The following is a 15,110-nucleotide window of genomic DNA, read 5'->3' as shown; positions in this document are numbered from 1 at the left end:
TGGAAGCGGCTGGGCAGGCGCACCGAACGTCGGCGCGCCTGCCCGGAGGCGGTGAAGGAGATCAGGCCTTGCTCTCTTCCTGACCCTCTTCCTCGCTCTCCTCCTCGTCGGCCTCGGCCTGCTGCTGGGCAGCGGCCAGGACCTCCTGGTAGGTCATGGTGACATCCTTGACGCTGGCCTGCTCGAGCAGCTTGTCCACGGCCTTCTCTTCGAGAATGGCAGACTTCAGCTGAGTCTTCATCTGCTCGTTGCCCATGTAGTACTCGACCACCTGGGCGGGCTCCTGGTACTGCTCGGCGAGCTCCTCGACCTTGGCCTTGATCTCGTCGTCGGTGGCGTCGAGCTCACCGGACTTGATCACCTCGGCCAGCAGCAGCCCGACCTGGACGCGGCTCTTGGCCTGCTCGGAGAACAGCTCGTTGGGCAGCTGGGAGACATCGAAGTCCTCGCCCAGGCCGAACTGCTGGGCCGCCTGGCGCTTGAGGCCGTCGGTCTCCTGCTGGATCAGCGACTGCGGCACCGGAATCTCGTTGGCCTTCTTGAGCGCCTCGAGCACCTGCTGCTTGACGCGGTTGTCGACGGCCTGAGAGGCCTCGCGGGTCATGTTCTTCCTGACCTCGGCGCGGAACTTGTCGAGGTCGCCGTCCTCGACGCCAAACTTCTTGACGAATTCGGCGTCCACCTCGGGCAGGGCCTGAGCCTTCACCGTGTGCAGCTTGATCTTGAAGGTCGCTTCCTGACCGGCCAGGTGCGCGGCCTGGTAGTCCTCGGGGAAGGTGACCTTGATCTCCTTCTCCTCGCCGGCCGCGACACCCGCCAGCTGCTCCTCGAAGCCGGGGATGAAGCTGCCGGAGCCCAGCACCAGGCTGTGGCCCTCGGCGCTGCCGCCCTCGAAGGGCTCGTCGCCCAGAAAGCCCTGGAAGTCGATGGTCACCTGGTCGCCCTCGGCGGCGGCACGCTCGACCTCTTCCCAGCCGGCATTCTGCTTACGCAGGGTCTCGATCATCTCGTCGACGTCGGACTCGACGACCTCGACCACCGGGCGCTCTACCTCGGTGCCCTCGATGGAGGAAAGTGTGAACTCCGGATAGACCTCCAGGGTCGCCACAAACTCGAGGTCCTTGCCCGCCTCGTCGACGGTCGCCTCGATGCGCGGGAAGCCGGCCGGGTTGAGCTCGTTCTCGGAAATGGCGCGCACATAGCGCTCGCGCATCACTTCGCCCACCACTTCGTTACGCACGTCGCGGCCGTAGCGCTGACGGATCACCGACATCGGCACCTTGCCCTTGCGGAAGCCGTCCATGCGAACGTTCTTGGCGGCATCCTTGAGACGGGCATTGACGGCCTCGTCGATCTCGGCGGCCGGCACCTGGACGGTGATGCGGCGTTCGATCTGGGAGGTCGTATCGACGGAAACTTGCATGAAATGTCCTCTACCGACTGGGGGCGTTATGTTGAAGAGTGGAAAGATCAAAGAAGGGATTTTATGAATCCCGCCCGGCACTGGCAAGCGCCATGCCGCAGAACATGGGGGCTTCGGACGTTTTTACAAGGGCAGTACGACCAGCGGCGTCGAAATCGGCTACGCCATGGCACAAACGCCAGAAACGACAAGAACGCCGACTCGTGGAGCCCGCGTGAGGATACAACGCAACAGAAGAACAGAAACGAGGATCGAACGGAGGAAGTCAAGGAGTGGGGTGGATGATGGGGATCGAACCCACGACCACCGGAGCCACAATCCGGGGCTCTACCACTGAGCTACATCCACCACTGCCTTGAAACAACTGTCGAAACTACCGCCTGTCGAAATGGGGTGGATGATGGGGATCGAACCCACGACCACCGGAGCCACAATCCGGGGCTCTACCACTGAGCTACATCCACCATAATCGACAACAGCTCGAACCACATCCTGCCAGAGCTGGCACGCCCAGCAGGACTCGAACCTGCAACCTACGGCTTAGAAGGCCGTTGCTCTATCCGGTTGAGCTATGGGCGCATTCTACTCTTCAGACTGCCGAACCGCAACCCACGGATCTCATTTTCTACAGACCATTCAACAGGTTGTGGTCGGAGTGGAGGGATTCGAACCCCCGACATCCTGCTCCCAAAGCAGGCGCGCTACCAGACTGCGCTACACTCCGCCGCGATTCATGCCGGCCTGACGCCGCCGCAGGGGCCTCGTCGAGCGCTGCGTATTCTACGTGACTTTCCCCTGCGGTCAAGCGCTTGGATCATCGACATTAGGGCCCGGCGCTTTGTTTCGACGCCGCGGCATGCGAAAATCACGCCTTCTTCCGCGGGCCGGCTGCCAGCCCGCACCGCCCACCCAGCCGCCAGAGGAAGCGCGATGTCCGCCCAACTGATCGATGGCAAGTCCATAGCCGCCCGAGTCCGCCAGCAGGTCGCACGCCAGGTTCAGGCACGTCGCGACGCCGGGGCCCGCGTGCCGGGGCTCGCCGTGGTGCTGGTGGGCGAGGATCCGGCCTCGGCGGTCTATGTGCGCAACAAGCACAATGCCTGCGTGGAAGCGGGGATCGAATCCTTCCAGCACCAGCTGCCGAGCGAGACCAGCCAGCTCGAGCTCGAGGCCCTGGTGGATCAGCTCAACGCCGACCCGGCGGTGGACGGCATCCTGGTGCAGCTGCCGCTGCCCGCCCATCTCGATGCCCGGCCGATCCTCGAGCGAATCCGCCCCGACAAGGACGTGGACGGTTTCCACCCCTACAACCTCGGCCGCCTGGCCCAGCGCCTGCCCATGCTGCGCCCCTGCACCCCCAAGGGGGTGATGACGCTGCTCGAGCAGTCCGATCTCCGGGTGCGCGGGCTGGACGCCACTGTGGTCGGCGCCTCCAATATCGTCGGGCGCCCCATGGCGCTGGAACTGATGCTGGCCGGCTGCACCACCACTGTCTGCCACCGCTTCACCCGCAACCTCGAGGAGCACGTGCGTCGCGCCGACCTGCTGGTGGTGGCCGTGGGCAAGCCGGGGCTGGTGAAGGGTGAGTGGGTCAAGGAGGGCGCCATCGTCATCGACGTGGGCATCAACCGTCTGGAGGACGGCAGCCTGGCGGGGGACGTCGACTTCGCCGCCGCCGCCGAGCGCGCCAGCTGGATCACCCCGGTGCCCGGCGGCGTCGGCCCCATGACGGTCGCCACCCTGCTCGAGAACACCCTGCAGGCCGCCGACATGCACGACGCACGCTGACCCCGACACCCGGGCCAGTACCCGAGACTCATTTCGGGGTCCGCCGCGACGGGCCCCACCACCAGGACCTGCTATGCAACGCATCGGAATCATTGGCGCCATGGCCCAGGAGGTAGAGCACCTGGCTTCCCTGCTGGAGGGGCGCGAAACCCGCTCTCACGTGGGCTCCACCTTCCACAGCGGACGGCTGCACGGGGTCGAGGTGGTGATCCTGCAGTCCGGCATCGGCAAGGTGAACGCGGCGGTCGGCACCACCCTGCTGCTGGACATCTACAAGCCCGATGCCGTGATCAACACCGGCTCCGCCGGCGGCTTCGGCAAGGATCTGGCGATCGGCGACGTGGTGATCTCCAGCGAGGTGCGCCACCATGACGTGGACGCCGTGGTGTTCGGCTACGAGCATGGCCAGGTACCGCAGATGCCTGCCGCCTACCTGCCCGACCCGCGCCTGGTGGCCATCGCGCGGGAGAGCGTGGAATCCCTGGGCGAGGTCCGCGTCGTGGAAGGGCTGATCGCCACCGGCGATGTCTTCATGGCCTGCCCCAACCTGGTGGAACAGACCCGCCGGCGCTTCCCCACCATGCTCGCCGCCGAGATGGAGGCCGCCGCCATCGCCCAGACCTGCCTGCTCTACGGCTGCCCCTTCGTGGTGATCCGCGCCCTCTCCGATATCGCCGGCGGCGGCGACAACCACCTCTCCTTCGAGGCGTTCCTGGAGAAGGCCGCCACCCACTCCGCCCACATGGTGGAGGCCATGGTGAAGCGCCTGGCGAGCCTCCCCGTCGAGCAGCCCAGCGATGCCCTGGCGGAGCGGGCCTGATCCCTGGCGGTGGGTGCCGGCGCTGCTGCTGGCCGGCGCCCTGCTGACCGGCTGCGGCTCCACCCACCTCAACGACAGCTTCGCGCCGGTCGCGGCGACCTCGACCGAAACGCCCAGCCTTGCCTTCGATGCGCTGCCGGCGCGGACCTACACACCACCGGACTGGCCCAGCCCCCTGCGGGCCGAGGTGCTGCTGCCGCGCTCGGCGGATGATGCACTGCGCCCCGCCGCCCTGCTGGTCCACGGCGGAGGCTGGCAGAACCGCACCCCACGGGACATGGCCGGCATCGCCGAGCAGCTGGCCGCCCGGGGCTACGTCACCATCAACATCGAACACCGCTTCGCCCCGGAGCACCGCTTCCCCGCCCAGTTGCACGACCTCCAGCAGGCCATGGCCTGGATTCACGCCAACGCCGAAGCGTGGCGAGTGGACACTGCGAGGATCGTCGGCGTGGGCTTCTCCTCCGGCGCCCACCTGGTCAGCCTGCTGGCCCTGGCAGGGGCGGAGGGGCCCCTGGCCGAACCCCATGGCGGCGAACACGCCCGGCTCGCCGCCGTGCTGGCCGGCGGCATCCCGAGCGACCTGTTCAAGTTTCCCGATGGCCGGCTGGTGGTGGAGTTCCTGGGCGGCACCCGCGCCGAGGTGCCGGAACAGTATGCCCTCGCCTCACCGGCCCGCCAGATCAACGGCCAGCCGCCGCCCTTCTTCCTGTTCCACGGCACCCGCGACCGCCTGGTGCCGCTGGACCACAGCACCGACTTCCAGCAGGCGCTGGTGGCCCGCGGCGGCGAGGCCGAACTCTATCTTCAGCATGGGCGTGGTCACTTCCTGAGCTTCCTGACCCGCGGCAGCGCCATCGAGGCGGGCATCGACTTCCTGACGCGCCAGGTCTCGCCGGCCGAGGCGCCCAGCGCACCCTCAACACCGCCGTGACGCCCCCACATACGACACTGCCGGCCCTAGGGCCGGCAGTGTCGCGTGATGGCAGGCCCGAAGGTCCTGGCGCGAGGCGCTCAGGCGCTCTTGCCCTCCGCCTCCGCCAGGAAGGCCTCGCTGAGGTAGAGCGCCTCGTTGCTGTTGACGCCAATCCCGCGGGCGATGATGTCCCGAGCGATCGCCTGTGCCTCCTCCAGGGAGTGCAGGGTGTAGGTGCCGCACTGGTACTCGTTGAGCTCGGGGATCTGATCCGCGCTCGGCACCCGGGTGACATCCTCCATGGCGGCCAGCCACGCGCGGCTTACGTCCGCTTCGCTGGGCGTGCCGATCACGCTCATGTAGAAGCCGGTACGGCAACCCATGGGCGAGAGATCGATGATCTCCACCTCGGGCCCGTTGAGATGGTCCCGCATGAAACCGGCGAAGAGGTGCTCCAGGGTATGGATACCCTTCTCCGAGAGGATCTCGCGGTTGGGCAGGCAGAAGCGCAGGTCGAAGACGGTGATCTTGTCGCCAGAGGGGGTCTGCATGGCCTTGGCGACCCGCACGGCGGGCGCCTCCATCCGGGTATGATCAACGCGAAAACTGTCCAGGAGTGGCATGGGGTTCTCCATTCAGGTCCGATGAATTCAACGGCACGATAACAGATCCGGGCGAGGCCCTGCCCGAAAACTGGCGGCACCCGCCGGGGCCTCGCAAGGGCCCGGCGGGCGCGGAGGCATTATGCCTGCAGCTTCCAGGCCAGCGTCTCGCCGGCACGCAGCGGCACGATGCGCTGGCCTGCGGCGTAGGGCAGCGAGGTCGGCAGCTGCCACGGCTCACGCACCAGGGTGATGGTGTCGGCATTGCGAGGCAGGCCGTAGAAGTCCGGCCCGAAGTGGCTGGAGAAGCCCTCCAGTCGCGCCAGGGCACCCGCCGCCTCGAAGGCCTCGGCATAGAGCTCGATGGCCGCCGGGGCGGTGTAGGCGCCGGCGCAGCCGCAGGCGCTCTCCTTGTCACCCTGGGCGTGGGGGGCGCTGTCGGTGCCCAGGAAGAACTTGGGACTGCCGGAGGTCGCCGCCGCCAGCAGCGCCTGGCGGTGACGCTCGCGCTTGAGGATCGGCAGGCAGTAGTAGTGGGGACGAATGCCGCCCACCAGCATGTGGTTGCGGTTGTAGAGCAGGTGGTGGGCGGTGATCGTCGCGGCCACGTTGGCCGGAGCGCTGGTCACGAATTCGGCGGCATCCGCGGTGGTGATGTGCTCGAAGACCACCCTCAGGGTGGGGTGGCGCTCGAGCAGCGGCTTCATCACCCGTTCGATGAACACCGCCTCGCGATCGAAGATATCGATCTCGGCGTCGGTCACCTCGCCGTGTACCAGCAGCGGCAGGCCGAGCCTCGCCATGGCGGCGATGGCGGCGTCGCAGTGGGCGAGGTCGGTGACGCCGGAATCGGAGTTGGTGGTGGCACCGGCCGGGTAGAGCTTGACCGCATGCACCAGGCCGCTGGCGTGGGCGCGCTCGATCTCCTCGGCCGGCGTCCTGTCGGTGAGGTAGAGCGTCATCAGCGGCTCGAAGGCGCTGCCCGCCGGCAGCGCGGCCAGGATGCGCTCGCGGTAGGCCAGGGCCTGCTCGGTGGTGGTGACCGGCGGCGTGAGGTTGGGCATGATGATGGCACGGCCCATCTGGCGAGCAGTGGCACCGACCACGGCGGCCAGCGCCTCGTCGTCACGCAGGTGCAGGTGCCAGTCATCGGGGCGGGTCAGGGTCAGTGAAGTCACGGCGGGTCCTGTGTCGGCGGGTCAAGGAAGCATGTGCCCATTATACGGAAAGATGCCCAAAGATTCCGGAAGCCGTCGGGCGAGCGTGCCGATCGGCACACGGCAAGTTACTTTGTCTGCTAACATCCTTGTCACCCGTCTCGGGCCAACTCTCAGCCCCTCAGGACCCCATGCCCAACACCACCACCCGGGCGCCGCTGCGCGCCGACCTGCTGCTGCTGCTGGTCACCCTGCTGGCCGCGGCCGGCTGGATCTTCTCCAAGGAGGCCCTGAACGGCATGCCGCCGCTGCTGTTCATCGGCACCCGCTTCCTGCTGGCCGGGATGCTCCTCGGCGCCTTCGCCCTGCCCGCCCTGCGCCGGCTGTCCCGCAGCGACATCCTGGCCGCCTCCGGCGTCGGCGTGCTGTTCAGCGCCGCCCTGGCGCTGTGGATCCTCGGCCTTTACCACTCCCGTCACCTCGGCGAGAGCGCCTTCATCAATAGCCTGGGCATCCTGCTGGTGCCGGTGATGGCCCGCCTGCTGTTCGGCGACCGCCCGCCGCGCAGCACCTGGATTGCCCTGCCGGTGGCACTGCTCGGCTTCGCCCTGCTGTCGCTCAACGCGGGGCTGCGCATCGAGGCCAGCCAGGGCCTCATCACCGCCTCGGCGGTGCTCTTCTCGATCCTGATCAACGTCAACTCGCGAGTGGTACGCCGGGTGCCGGCCCTGCCGCTCACGGTGATCCAGCTCAGCGTGGTGGGCCTGCTGCTCGGCCTGGCTTCGCTTCTGATCGAGCCCTGGCCTGGGCGCATCGGCGGGGTGACCCTCGGCTGGCTGGCCGCCAGCGTGCTGCTGGCCAGCACCCTGCGCTTCTTCCTCCAGGTGCACGCCCAGGGGCTCACCACCCCCAGCCATGCCGCGGTGATCCTGATGCTGGAGGCGGTCTGGACCGCCCTGCTGGCCGCCGCCTGGTACCGCGAGACCATGACGCCGCTGCAGCTTGCGGGCTGCGTGCTGATCTTCGCCGCGCTGCTGATCAACCGCTGGTACTGGGTTCGCCGGCTCTTCACGCGGCGCTGATTTCCCGTATCATGCCCGCAGATCCAACGAGGGAAGTGAACATGCCGAAGGTGCGCCACTATGCCGATCTGGTCACCGTTCTGTCCGGGCTGTCCTGGCTGGTGGTGTACTGGTCGATCAGCCTGACGGCGCAGGTCGGCAGCATCGAGCCCACCCTGGCCGCGCTGCTGATGCTGGGGGCGCTGGTGCTGGTCAGCTTCGTGCATCGCCCCATTCGCGTGCTGCTGCGCCGCTACCACGTGCGCAAACGGCGCACCGAGATGTGGATGCATATCCTGGCGCTGCCGCTGACCCTGGCCTTCTTCTTTGGCATCGTCATCGAGAGCGTGCTGGCCCCGCTGAGCGGACCGCAGAAGATGATGCTGTTCAACGTCTTCGCCACCGCCGGCTGGCTGGTCTTCGTGGTCACGGTGCTGATCAAGCTGGCCATCCACCAGCTGCGCCGCCGGAATAGCAGCAACGGCAAGGCCGAGGGATAGCCTCCCCCCGACGAGACAGCGGGCGCCTGGCAATCAGGCGCCCGCTGTCGTGTAGGGCCTTGCAACCCGAGGCGCCGTCAGAAACGGTCGAGGCGGAACGGCGCCATGTCGACCGCCGGGGTCTCTCCATCCATCATCTGGGCCAGCAGCTCACCGGTGGCGGGCCCCAGGGTGAAGCCCTGGTGGCCGTGGCCGAAGGCCAGCCACAGGCCCTCCTTGCCAGGCGCGGCGCCGATCACCGGCTTCATGTCGGGCATGCAGGGACGCGCGCCCTTCCACGGCTGGGCATCGCGCCGCTTGCCCAGGGGGAACAGCTTGCGCGCCGCCTTCTCCGCCGCCGCCAGCTGCTTATACTGGGGCGGCGCGTCCAGGTCGGCCAGCTCCGCGCCGGTGGTCAGACGAATGCCGGCCCGCATCGGCTCGAGCAGGAAGCCCCGCTCGGCATCCATCACCCAGTGGTTGAGCCGGGCCTCTCCCTCCGCCGAGTAGTGCATGTGATAGCCACGCTTCACGAACAGCGGCGCCTCGAGGCCCAGCCGTGACAGCAGCTCGCCGCTCCAGGGGCCCATGGCCACCACCACCTGCTGCGCCTCCAGAGCCCCCTCGCTGGTGGTGACGCGCCAGCCGGTGCCCACCTGATGCACCTCCTCCACGCTGGCCTGCATCACATGGCCGCCAAGCGCCTCGAAGTTCGCGGCGTAGGCCTGCACCAGGCCGCCCGGGTCCGCCACCATCCACGGCTGGGTCCAGTGGATGGCACCGACCAGCCCCTCGGCCAGGTGCGGCTCCTTGGCATAGAGTGCCTTTGCATCCAGCACCTCGTACTCCACGCCGAAGCGCTCCTGGTTCTCCTTGGCCTCCACCAGGCGCTCGTCCAGCGCCTTGCGGGTCCGGTAGAGCTCCAGCCAGCCGCCCTTGCGCACCAGCGCCTCGGCGCCGGCGGCCTCGATCATTGGGGCGTGGGCGTCCTGGCAGCGCATGATCAACGAGGCCCACTCGTTGACGATGCGCGCGTAGCGCGCCCCGCCGGAGTTGATCCAGTACTGCAGGAGCGGCCCCGCCGCGCCGACCATGCCAGTCGGACGATAGCGGATGTCCACCTCGCGGTTGGGCAGCACGCGCAGTAGGGTGCCGAGATCCCGGGGGAAGGCGTAGGGGCGCACCGCCTCGCGCTGGATGATGCCGGCATTGCCGAAGGAGGTCTCGAGGCCCGGGGCGCGACGATCCACCAGGGTAACGTCGTGGCCGCGGCGCGCCAGGTGCCAGGCCACCGAGACGCCGATCATCCCGGCGCCGAGAACGATGATGTTGCGGGACATGGAAGTCTCCCTGCTCAGCCAAAGAGAAAACCCCGCCTCGCGGCAGGGCAATCATGGCGTGAAGTCTAGCAGGCCTCGGCGGAACATCGGCAAGTGGTGGAAAATTAAGATTTTATATCTGTTGCGAGACTAATTATCGACATTTTTCTCTCACAGAAACACCGCCTGCAGAGAATTCTTTCAAGCGCGCTCACCCCGGGACTGGAGCTTGGCGCGGATGAAGTCGCCGTGGCCCACGTGCAGCAGGTCGGCGAGCTGACGAATGCGGTGCTCCTCCAGGTGATGGTGCTCGCCGTCGGCCAGCGCCAGGTCCCACATCATGCGCACCAGCTCGCAGCGTTTCGGGTAGTCATAGTGCTGCTTGATCAGGCTGACAAACTGGTAATGGTCCACCGAGCTCTCGACCTCCTCCCGGGCGAGGTCGACCAGCTCATCCACCGCCTCGTCCTCGAGCGCAAAGCGGCCTCGCAGCATCTCGCGCAGCGCCACCAGCTGCGCCGGGTCCTCCTGATAGTCGGCGCGCATCACCTCGCACAGCAGGGCGGCGGTGGCCAGCTCCAGGGTCGGCGCCTTGTCATCCCGCGCCTCGGGATCGGCCAGCACCTGCTGGAAGAATCGTTGGATATCTGCGAGCACGGTCGATCTCCGGTTGCCTGTCACCCGCTATGACACGAGGCCGGCGCCGACGTTCGAAAGCGGGCCACTTGCGCTCCACCAGCGTCGCCATGGCCATCACCTCGGCGACCGTGTCGGCCAGGCGGCCCATCTGTTCGACAGACAGCGTGTGGTCCACCAGGAACATCAGGCTGGTCTCGCCCAGTCGCCTCGCCACCGGCAGCGGCGCGCGAGGACGAAGATCGGTGCCCTCGAAGGCCTGCTCCCGATAGATCTCGCTGCAGCCACCGTGCAGGCAGTGGCCTCCTCGCGAGTTGATCTCGGCGACCAGGGCGTCTCGGTCCCAGCCCGGCGTCAGCGCCTCGGGCTCCACATAGGCGTAGAAGCGGTACCAGGCCGGCATGGCCTGTGGCGGGCAGGCCGGAAAGCGAAGCCCCGCCACCCCGTTGAGCCCTGCCGCCAGGCGTGCCGCATTCTCGGTGCGACGGGCCACCCAGCCGGCCAGCTTGCGCAGCTGGCAGCGCCCGATGGCTGCCTGCATCTCGGTGAGCCGCCAGTTGCTGCCGAAGCTGCCGTGCAGCCAGCGAAATCCAGGTGGATGCTCGGCGTGCACCGCCCGCCAAGACTTGCCGTGATCCTTGTAGCTCCAGGCGCGCTCCCAGGCCGCTGCGTCCTTCAGCAGCAGCATGCCGCCCTCGCCGCCAGTGGAGATGATTTTGTCGGTACAGAAGGAGAAGGCCGCCGCATCGCCGACGCTGCCGACCCTCCAGCCGTTCCAGAGGGCGCCATGGGCCTGGGCGCAGTCCTCGATAAGGTAGAGCCCGAGACGATCACAGAAGTCCCGCAGCGCCCCCAGATCGCAGGGCCAACCCGCCAGGTGCACGGCCACCACGGCCCGGGTACGCGGCGTCAGGACCGCCGCTACGCTCGCGACGGTGAGGTTGCCGGTGTCGGGATCGACGTCGGCAAACACCGGGCGCCCCCCGCAGGCCACCACGCAGGAGACCGACGCCATGAAGCTGCGCGGTGTCACCACCACCTCGTCACCCACACCCACCTCGAGCGCTCGCAGCGCCAGCTCCAGCGCCAGGGTGCCGTTGGCCACGGCAATGGCATGGGGCATGCCGTGATACTCGGCAAACTCCTGCTCGAAGGCGCGCCCCTCCTCGCCGTTCCAGTAGTTCACACGCCCCGAGCGCAGCACGCGGGTCACCGCTTCCAGCTCATCGGGTTCATGACGTGGCCAGCCTTCCATCGATACCTCCCGGCGCCAGGGGCGCCTGCAACGATCATGATGTCTCAGCGCTCCTCCGCCCCGTGAGCGAGGCGGGGAAACGCGGTGCGCCACAGGTAGACCAAGTCCGAGTTAAGCTCAAGTCTTGTGTATGGAGGGAAGTCGAGAGGGTGACGTATCCTGCTGATTGTATCATGGCCGGACCACCGCCGAAGCCGAGCAGGCCGATGCGGGTGAAGGACCAGAAGAGGGCACCCAGCGGCGCCTGAGGGCCAGTGCTCATGGCGCTGAGCATTCCGTGTCGGTAATTCTTGAAACCATAGATGCAATCCCAATATGTCGCGCATAGATCAAGAAATCGATTATGCTGTTGACTATAGGATCCGAGCAGGCAAAGCGTCAAATGGTCAGCAATTAAACGGTCTGGCATCAATACGGAGGGAGGCATGGCAGCACCCAAACGGAAGAGTGGCCGGACCCGGTCCAGCCTCATCTACGACACCTTGCGGGAAGAGCTCGTCAACGGGCGCTTTGAGGCAGGGGAAAAGGTAGCGATCAGTGCTCTGAGGGAGCGTTATGACATCGGTTTGAGCCCGCTGCGCGAGGCACTCAATCGGCTAGCGGCGTACGGGCTACTGATCCAGGAGAACCAGAGGGGTTTTCGAGTCCCGAGGCTGGATCGTAGCGAGCTTGATGACATCGCCGAGATGCGCCGTGAACTGGAGTGTATGGCACTGGTGCGTGCCATTGAGCGGGGAAATGCGGCATGGGAATCGGAGCTGCTGGCCGCGGCCCATCGCCTGAAGCGGGCCGACGAGTGCCCGGAGCAGGTTGACGAGTGGGAAAGGCTCCATGGCCAGTTCCATCGGACACTACTCGCCCCCTGCGGCTCTGTGTGGCTACTGCGCTTCATTGAGCAGCTCCATGATCAGTTCGACCGCTATCGGCGCCTGGCCCCACGGGCTCCCCAGGTACGCGATCAGCTCAACCAGCAGCATGACCAACTGGTAGAGCTGGCACTGGCGGGAAAAGTGGCCGCTGCCCAGGCGCTGATGGAGGATCATATCCAGCGCTCCTACCAGGTGGCGCTGGGAGCCTGTCAATAAGGACGTATTTCTCCCTGAAAGCTTTGACTGGCAAGGCTGTTATCTTGCTATTGCGCCGAGCTTTGACTTGACGATGGGTGGGCTTGGCGCAGCTCATCCAGGTAATCTGCCCAGCGTTGAAGCATCTCACGCCGCTGCTCCAGAAACTGGGTCCGGTTGTATGCCCGTCCATTGCTGTCGCGCACTGCATGCGCAAGCTGCTGTTCGATGTACTCAGGTGGATAGCCCAGTCGTTCAGCTAGGATTGTTCGGGCCATGGCTCGGAAGCCATGAGCAGTCATCTGCCCTTTGAATCCCATTCGATCCAAAGCCGCCTTGATCGCGACGTTGCTCATCGGCCTTTTGTGGCTGCGCGCGCCGGGGAATACATATTCTGAGCGGCCAGTGAGGCCGTAGAGATCGCGCAGGATGGCTACAGCCTGGGAGGGGAGGGGAACGAGGAGCGGCTGATCGGTTTTGCTGGCTGTGAACGACCACAGCGCGTTATCCAGGTCGATGTCGCTCCACCTGGCCTGGCGCAGCTCCCCTGGGCGAGTAAAAACCATAGGAGCGATCTGCAGTGCGGCGATAGTGACGGGCTGGCCGCCGTAGCCATCGATCGCTCTCAGGAGCTCTGCAACGGCGCTGGGCTCCGTGAGCGCTGCGAAGTGCTGGGATCTATGGGGGCGAAGCGCGCCCCGAAGGTCAGGGGTGGGGTCTCGCTCGGCGCGCCCGGTGGAGATCCCGTAGCGAAATACCTGTCCGCACAGTGCTTTTACGCGGTGGGCTGTTTCCACATGGCCCCTGTCCTCGATGCGGCGCAGGCAGGCCAGCAGTTCAGCCGCGGAGATCTCGGAAAGCGGTCTCTTGCCGAGAACAGGAAAGGCATCGCGCTCGAGTCGTCGGCGGTTGCGCTGGTAGTGATCAGGCACGACATCATGCTGGTGAACACGCTCAAGCCACTCCTGTGCCACCAGCTGGAAGGTATTGGCAGCGACCTGTTGCCCCAGCTTGCGCTCAAGCTGCTTGGCCATGCTGGGGTCCACCCCCTCACTAAGCCGCTCCTTGGCCTTTTCGCGTGCCTTGCGAGCGTCAGCCAGCGAGATCTCGGGGTAGGTGCCGATGGCGAGCAGTTTTTCTTTACCGGCAAAACGGTATTTCATCCGCCAGTATTTGCCCCCACTCGCCCGGACCTCCAGGTAGAGGCCGCCGCCATCGGCCATTTTAACCGGCTTGTCTGTGGGTTTTGCTGACTTAACGGCAGTGGCGGTGAGTTTGTTGGTCTGGCGGCTCATGGGGGTACCTCATGGAAGGCGTGGCCAGTACCCCCAGTCTCGGCACCCCCATCCAATGGGTGAGCTCGCGGGCAAAGCCCCGGCTACTGCTGGTGCCGGGTGGGTTGGGGGTATCAAATTTTGGTTTCGACGTTGTACCCCCAGATTTACCCCCATCAATGGGGGTATGTCAAAGATTCGGGTGGATGCTCCTGAAACAAGAAAGGGGCCCGGAGGCCCCTATTCATGCGGTTTCTGGTGCTTCTTGGGAAGTCCTGAAACCTTTGTGTGGTGGAGGCGGCGGGAATTGAACCCGCGTCCGCCAGCACTCGCCCATTGGCTCTACATGCTTAGATTCCGTTATTTGATTTAACGCCTCTGGCTCCAACGGTCAGGATCCAGCGACGCGATTCCTCGTAGATTTAGCAACCGGCATGAGGACGCTACCGATCACGATCCCATCAGTCTTGGCTCATATCCCCTCCGTGATGAATGGGCACATCACTTCGGGGCCGGACTAGAAGCTAACAGCGTTTAAGCTGCCAGCGCGCCCTGAGCGTAGTTGTCGTCGTTTGCGACTATTCATTTGTGATGTTGGATTTACGAGATACATCACGCTCTCGGCATGCACCGCAGGGGTTGTCACCGGCGTCGAAACCATGTCGCCCCCTTGATCGCGCATCCTATCAGGATGTGCGTCACTGTGACAGCCTACGCCTTGTTTTGTTCCCGCATGATGCGACCCTTCTGGCGCTGCCAGTCGCGGTCCTTCTCGGTGGCCCGCTTGTCGTGGAGCTTCTTGCCCGTCACCAGGGCCAGCTCGCACTTCACCCGGTTGCCCTTCCAGTAGAGCTTGAGCGGCACGCAGGTGTGCCCCTTGTCCTGGGTCCGCGAGAAGATCCTGGCGATCTCCTTCCGGTGCAACAGCAGCTTGCGGGTGCGGACGGGGTCGGCGATCTCGTGGGTGCTGGCGGTGTTGAGCGGCATGATATGGCTGCCCAGCAGCCAGGCCTCGCCGTTCTTGACCAGGATGTAGGTGTCGGTGAGCTGCGCCTTGCCGGCGCGCAGGCTCTTCACCTCCCAGCCGGCCAGCACCAGGCCCGCCTCGAACACCTCGTCGATGTGGTACTCGAAGCGCGCCTTCTTGTTCTGGGCGATGACGTTGCTGGTGGGCCCATTGCCCTTGCCTTTCTTGTTGGCCATGAAACCTCGTGTCTGTCCGTGCCCTTGGCGGCCGCCCCTTCGATATGGGGGGAAGCGTGATACCATTCAAGGCCTGAAATAACGGCTCATGATACGCCCTGGGCACTGTGAAG

14 protein-coding genes, 4 tRNA genes and 1 other RNA gene are annotated in these 15,110 nt (G+C 65.9%); 6 read left to right on the top strand and 13 right to left on the bottom strand.

Going from position 1 to position 15,110, the window contains the following annotated elements; translation table 11 throughout:
- Positions 1 to 61: 61 nt before the first annotated feature.
- From tig to D1793_RS14525, 5 genes are all read right to left on the bottom strand, one after another.
- Complete coding sequence (gene tig, locus D1793_RS14545) at positions 62 to 1,423, bottom strand: trigger factor (protein ID WP_119022792.1); 1,362 nt, start codon at positions 1,421 to 1,423, stop codon at positions 62 to 64.
- 273 nt (positions 1,424 to 1,696) lie between these two features.
- A tRNA-His gene (locus tag D1793_RS14540) sits at positions 1,697 to 1,771 on the bottom strand.
- Between the two features lie 41 nt (positions 1,772 to 1,812).
- Positions 1,813 to 1,887: transfer RNA gene (locus tag D1793_RS14535), tRNA-His, on the bottom strand.
- A 38-nt stretch (positions 1,888 to 1,925) separates the two neighbouring features.
- A tRNA-Arg gene (locus D1793_RS14530) sits at positions 1,926 to 2,002 on the bottom strand.
- A gap of 68 nt (positions 2,003 to 2,070) precedes the next feature.
- Positions 2,071 to 2,147 (bottom strand) — tRNA-Pro (locus tag D1793_RS14525).
- Positions 2,148 to 2,353: 206 nt separating this feature from the next.
- Here D1793_RS14525 and folD point away from each other — a divergent pair.
- The 3 genes from folD to D1793_RS14510 all read left to right on the top strand — a co-directional run bounded on the left by folD (position 2,354) and on the right by D1793_RS14510 (position 4,965).
- Positions 2,354 to 3,211, top strand: a complete 858-nt coding sequence (gene folD, locus D1793_RS14520) for a bifunctional methylenetetrahydrofolate dehydrogenase/methenyltetrahydrofolate cyclohydrolase FolD (RefSeq protein ID WP_119022791.1) — start codon at positions 2,354 to 2,356, stop codon at positions 3,209 to 3,211.
- A gap of 73 nt (positions 3,212 to 3,284) precedes the next feature.
- A complete protein-coding gene (mtnN, locus tag D1793_RS14515; RefSeq protein WP_119022790.1) occupies positions 3,285 to 4,031 on the top strand; it encodes a 5'-methylthioadenosine/S-adenosylhomocysteine nucleosidase in 747 nt (248 codons plus the stop codon).
- Positions 4,009 to 4,965, top strand: coding sequence for an alpha/beta hydrolase (locus tag D1793_RS14510; protein ID WP_119022789.1), 957 nt, complete (start codon positions 4,009 to 4,011; stop codon positions 4,963 to 4,965). Before mtnN ends, D1793_RS14510 begins: the two co-directional genes overlap by 23 nt.
- A gap of 80 nt (positions 4,966 to 5,045) precedes the next feature.
- Here the strand turns inward: D1793_RS14510 and luxS are convergent, their stop codons facing one another.
- Together luxS and pyrC are read right to left on the bottom strand one after the other, a co-directional pair.
- Positions 5,046 to 5,570, bottom strand: coding sequence for an S-ribosylhomocysteine lyase (gene luxS / locus D1793_RS14505; RefSeq protein ID WP_119022788.1), 525 nt, complete (start codon positions 5,568 to 5,570; stop codon positions 5,046 to 5,048).
- Between the two features lie 119 nt (positions 5,571 to 5,689).
- Positions 5,690 to 6,727 carry a dihydroorotase gene (gene pyrC, locus D1793_RS14500; protein ID WP_119022787.1) on the bottom strand — a complete coding sequence of 346 codons (1,038 nt, stop codon included), beginning with the start codon at positions 6,725 to 6,727 and terminating at the stop codon, positions 5,690 to 5,692.
- A gap of 170 nt (positions 6,728 to 6,897) precedes the next feature.
- Between pyrC and D1793_RS14495 the strand changes: the two genes are divergently transcribed.
- Both D1793_RS14495 and D1793_RS14490 read left to right on the top strand, forming a co-directional pair.
- The gene (locus tag D1793_RS14495) at positions 6,898 to 7,788 is read left to right on the top strand and encodes a DMT family transporter (protein ID WP_119022786.1); all 891 of its coding nucleotides are present in this window, start codon (positions 6,898 to 6,900) and stop codon (positions 7,786 to 7,788) included.
- A gap of 41 nt (positions 7,789 to 7,829) precedes the next feature.
- Complete coding sequence (locus tag D1793_RS14490) at positions 7,830 to 8,267, top strand: hypothetical protein (RefSeq protein ID WP_119022785.1); 438 nt, start codon at positions 7,830 to 7,832, stop codon at positions 8,265 to 8,267.
- Positions 8,268 to 8,344: 77 nt separating this feature from the next.
- On the opposite strand, the gene D1793_RS14485 is transcribed toward D1793_RS14490, so the two are convergent.
- The 3 genes from D1793_RS14485 to D1793_RS14475 all read right to left on the bottom strand — a co-directional run bounded on the left by D1793_RS14485 (position 8,345) and on the right by D1793_RS14475 (position 11,456).
- Positions 8,345 to 9,586: an FAD-dependent oxidoreductase gene (locus tag D1793_RS14485; RefSeq protein WP_119022784.1), complete on the bottom strand. Its 1,242-nt coding sequence runs from the start codon at positions 9,584 to 9,586 to the stop codon at positions 8,345 to 8,347.
- Between the two features lie 180 nt (positions 9,587 to 9,766).
- Positions 9,767 to 10,222: a TerB family tellurite resistance protein gene (locus D1793_RS14480; RefSeq protein WP_119022783.1), complete on the bottom strand. Its 456-nt coding sequence runs from the start codon at positions 10,220 to 10,222 to the stop codon at positions 9,767 to 9,769.
- Positions 10,161 to 11,456 (bottom strand): DegT/DnrJ/EryC1/StrS family aminotransferase, encoded by a 1,296-nt coding sequence (locus tag D1793_RS14475; RefSeq protein ID WP_119022782.1) that lies wholly within the window; start codon positions 11,454 to 11,456, stop codon positions 10,161 to 10,163. Before D1793_RS14475 ends, D1793_RS14480 begins: the two co-directional genes overlap by 62 nt.
- 425 nt (positions 11,457 to 11,881) lie before the next feature.
- On the opposite strand from D1793_RS14475, the gene D1793_RS14465 reads away from it, so the two are divergent.
- A complete protein-coding gene (locus tag D1793_RS14465; protein ID WP_119022781.1) occupies positions 11,882 to 12,541 on the top strand; it encodes an FCD domain-containing protein in 660 nt (219 codons plus the stop codon).
- A 47-nt stretch (positions 12,542 to 12,588) separates the two neighbouring features.
- On the opposite strand, the gene D1793_RS14460 is transcribed toward D1793_RS14465, so the two are convergent.
- The 3 genes from D1793_RS14460 to smpB form a co-directional block, all read right to left on the bottom strand.
- Positions 12,589 to 13,815 carry an integrase arm-type DNA-binding domain-containing protein gene (locus tag D1793_RS14460; protein ID WP_119022780.1) on the bottom strand — a complete coding sequence of 409 codons (1,227 nt, stop codon included), beginning with the start codon at positions 13,813 to 13,815 and terminating at the stop codon, positions 12,589 to 12,591.
- Positions 13,816 to 14,083: 268 nt separating this feature from the next.
- Positions 14,084 to 14,464, bottom strand: a transfer-messenger RNA (tmRNA) gene (gene ssrA / locus D1793_RS14455).
- Between the two features lie 41 nt (positions 14,465 to 14,505).
- Complete coding sequence (smpB, locus tag D1793_RS14450) at positions 14,506 to 14,997, bottom strand: SsrA-binding protein SmpB (RefSeq protein ID WP_119022779.1); 492 nt, start codon at positions 14,995 to 14,997, stop codon at positions 14,506 to 14,508.
- Positions 14,998 to 15,110: the final 113 nt, after the last annotated feature.

Origin of the sequence: Halomonas sp. JS92-SW72, from assembly GCF_003547075.1 — a bacterium.
Lineage (GTDB): Bacteria > Pseudomonadota > Gammaproteobacteria > Pseudomonadales > Halomonadaceae > Halomonas > Halomonas alkalicola.
Note: the sequence above shows the minus strand (reverse complement) of the source record. Positions and strands in the feature narration are given on the sequence as shown.

What these genes read in the sequence shown, in the direction of transcription:
- luxS (WP_119022788.1), bottom strand. Translation starts at nt 5,570, where the DNA reads ATGCCACTCCTGGACAGTTTTCGCGTTGATCATACCCGGATGGAGGCG.
- D1793_RS14510 (WP_119022789.1), top strand. Translation starts at nt 4,009, where the DNA reads ATGCCCTGGCGGAGCGGGCCTGATCCCTGGCGGTGGGTGCCGGCGCTG.
- smpB (WP_119022779.1), bottom strand. Translation starts at nt 14,997, where the DNA reads ATGGCCAACAAGAAAGGCAAGGGCAATGGGCCCACCAGCAACGTCATC.
- D1793_RS14465 (WP_119022781.1), top strand. Translation starts at nt 11,882, where the DNA reads ATGGCAGCACCCAAACGGAAGAGTGGCCGGACCCGGTCCAGCCTCATC.
- mtnN (WP_119022790.1), top strand. Translation starts at nt 3,285, where the DNA reads ATGCAACGCATCGGAATCATTGGCGCCATGGCCCAGGAGGTAGAGCAC.
- D1793_RS14495 (WP_119022786.1), top strand. Translation starts at nt 6,898, where the DNA reads ATGCCCAACACCACCACCCGGGCGCCGCTGCGCGCCGACCTGCTGCTG.
- D1793_RS14490 (WP_119022785.1), top strand. Translation starts at nt 7,830, where the DNA reads ATGCCGAAGGTGCGCCACTATGCCGATCTGGTCACCGTTCTGTCCGGG.
- folD (WP_119022791.1), top strand. Translation starts at nt 2,354, where the DNA reads ATGTCCGCCCAACTGATCGATGGCAAGTCCATAGCCGCCCGAGTCCGC.
- tig (WP_119022792.1), bottom strand. Translation starts at nt 1,423, where the DNA reads ATGCAAGTTTCCGTCGATACGACCTCCCAGATCGAACGCCGCATCACC.
- D1793_RS14460 (WP_119022780.1), bottom strand. Translation starts at nt 13,815, where the DNA reads ATGAGCCGCCAGACCAACAAACTCACCGCCACTGCCGTTAAGTCAGCA.
- D1793_RS14485 (WP_119022784.1), bottom strand. Translation starts at nt 9,586, where the DNA reads ATGTCCCGCAACATCATCGTTCTCGGCGCCGGGATGATCGGCGTCTCG.
- D1793_RS14475 (WP_119022782.1), bottom strand. Translation starts at nt 11,456, where the DNA reads ATGGAAGGCTGGCCACGTCATGAACCCGATGAGCTGGAAGCGGTGACC.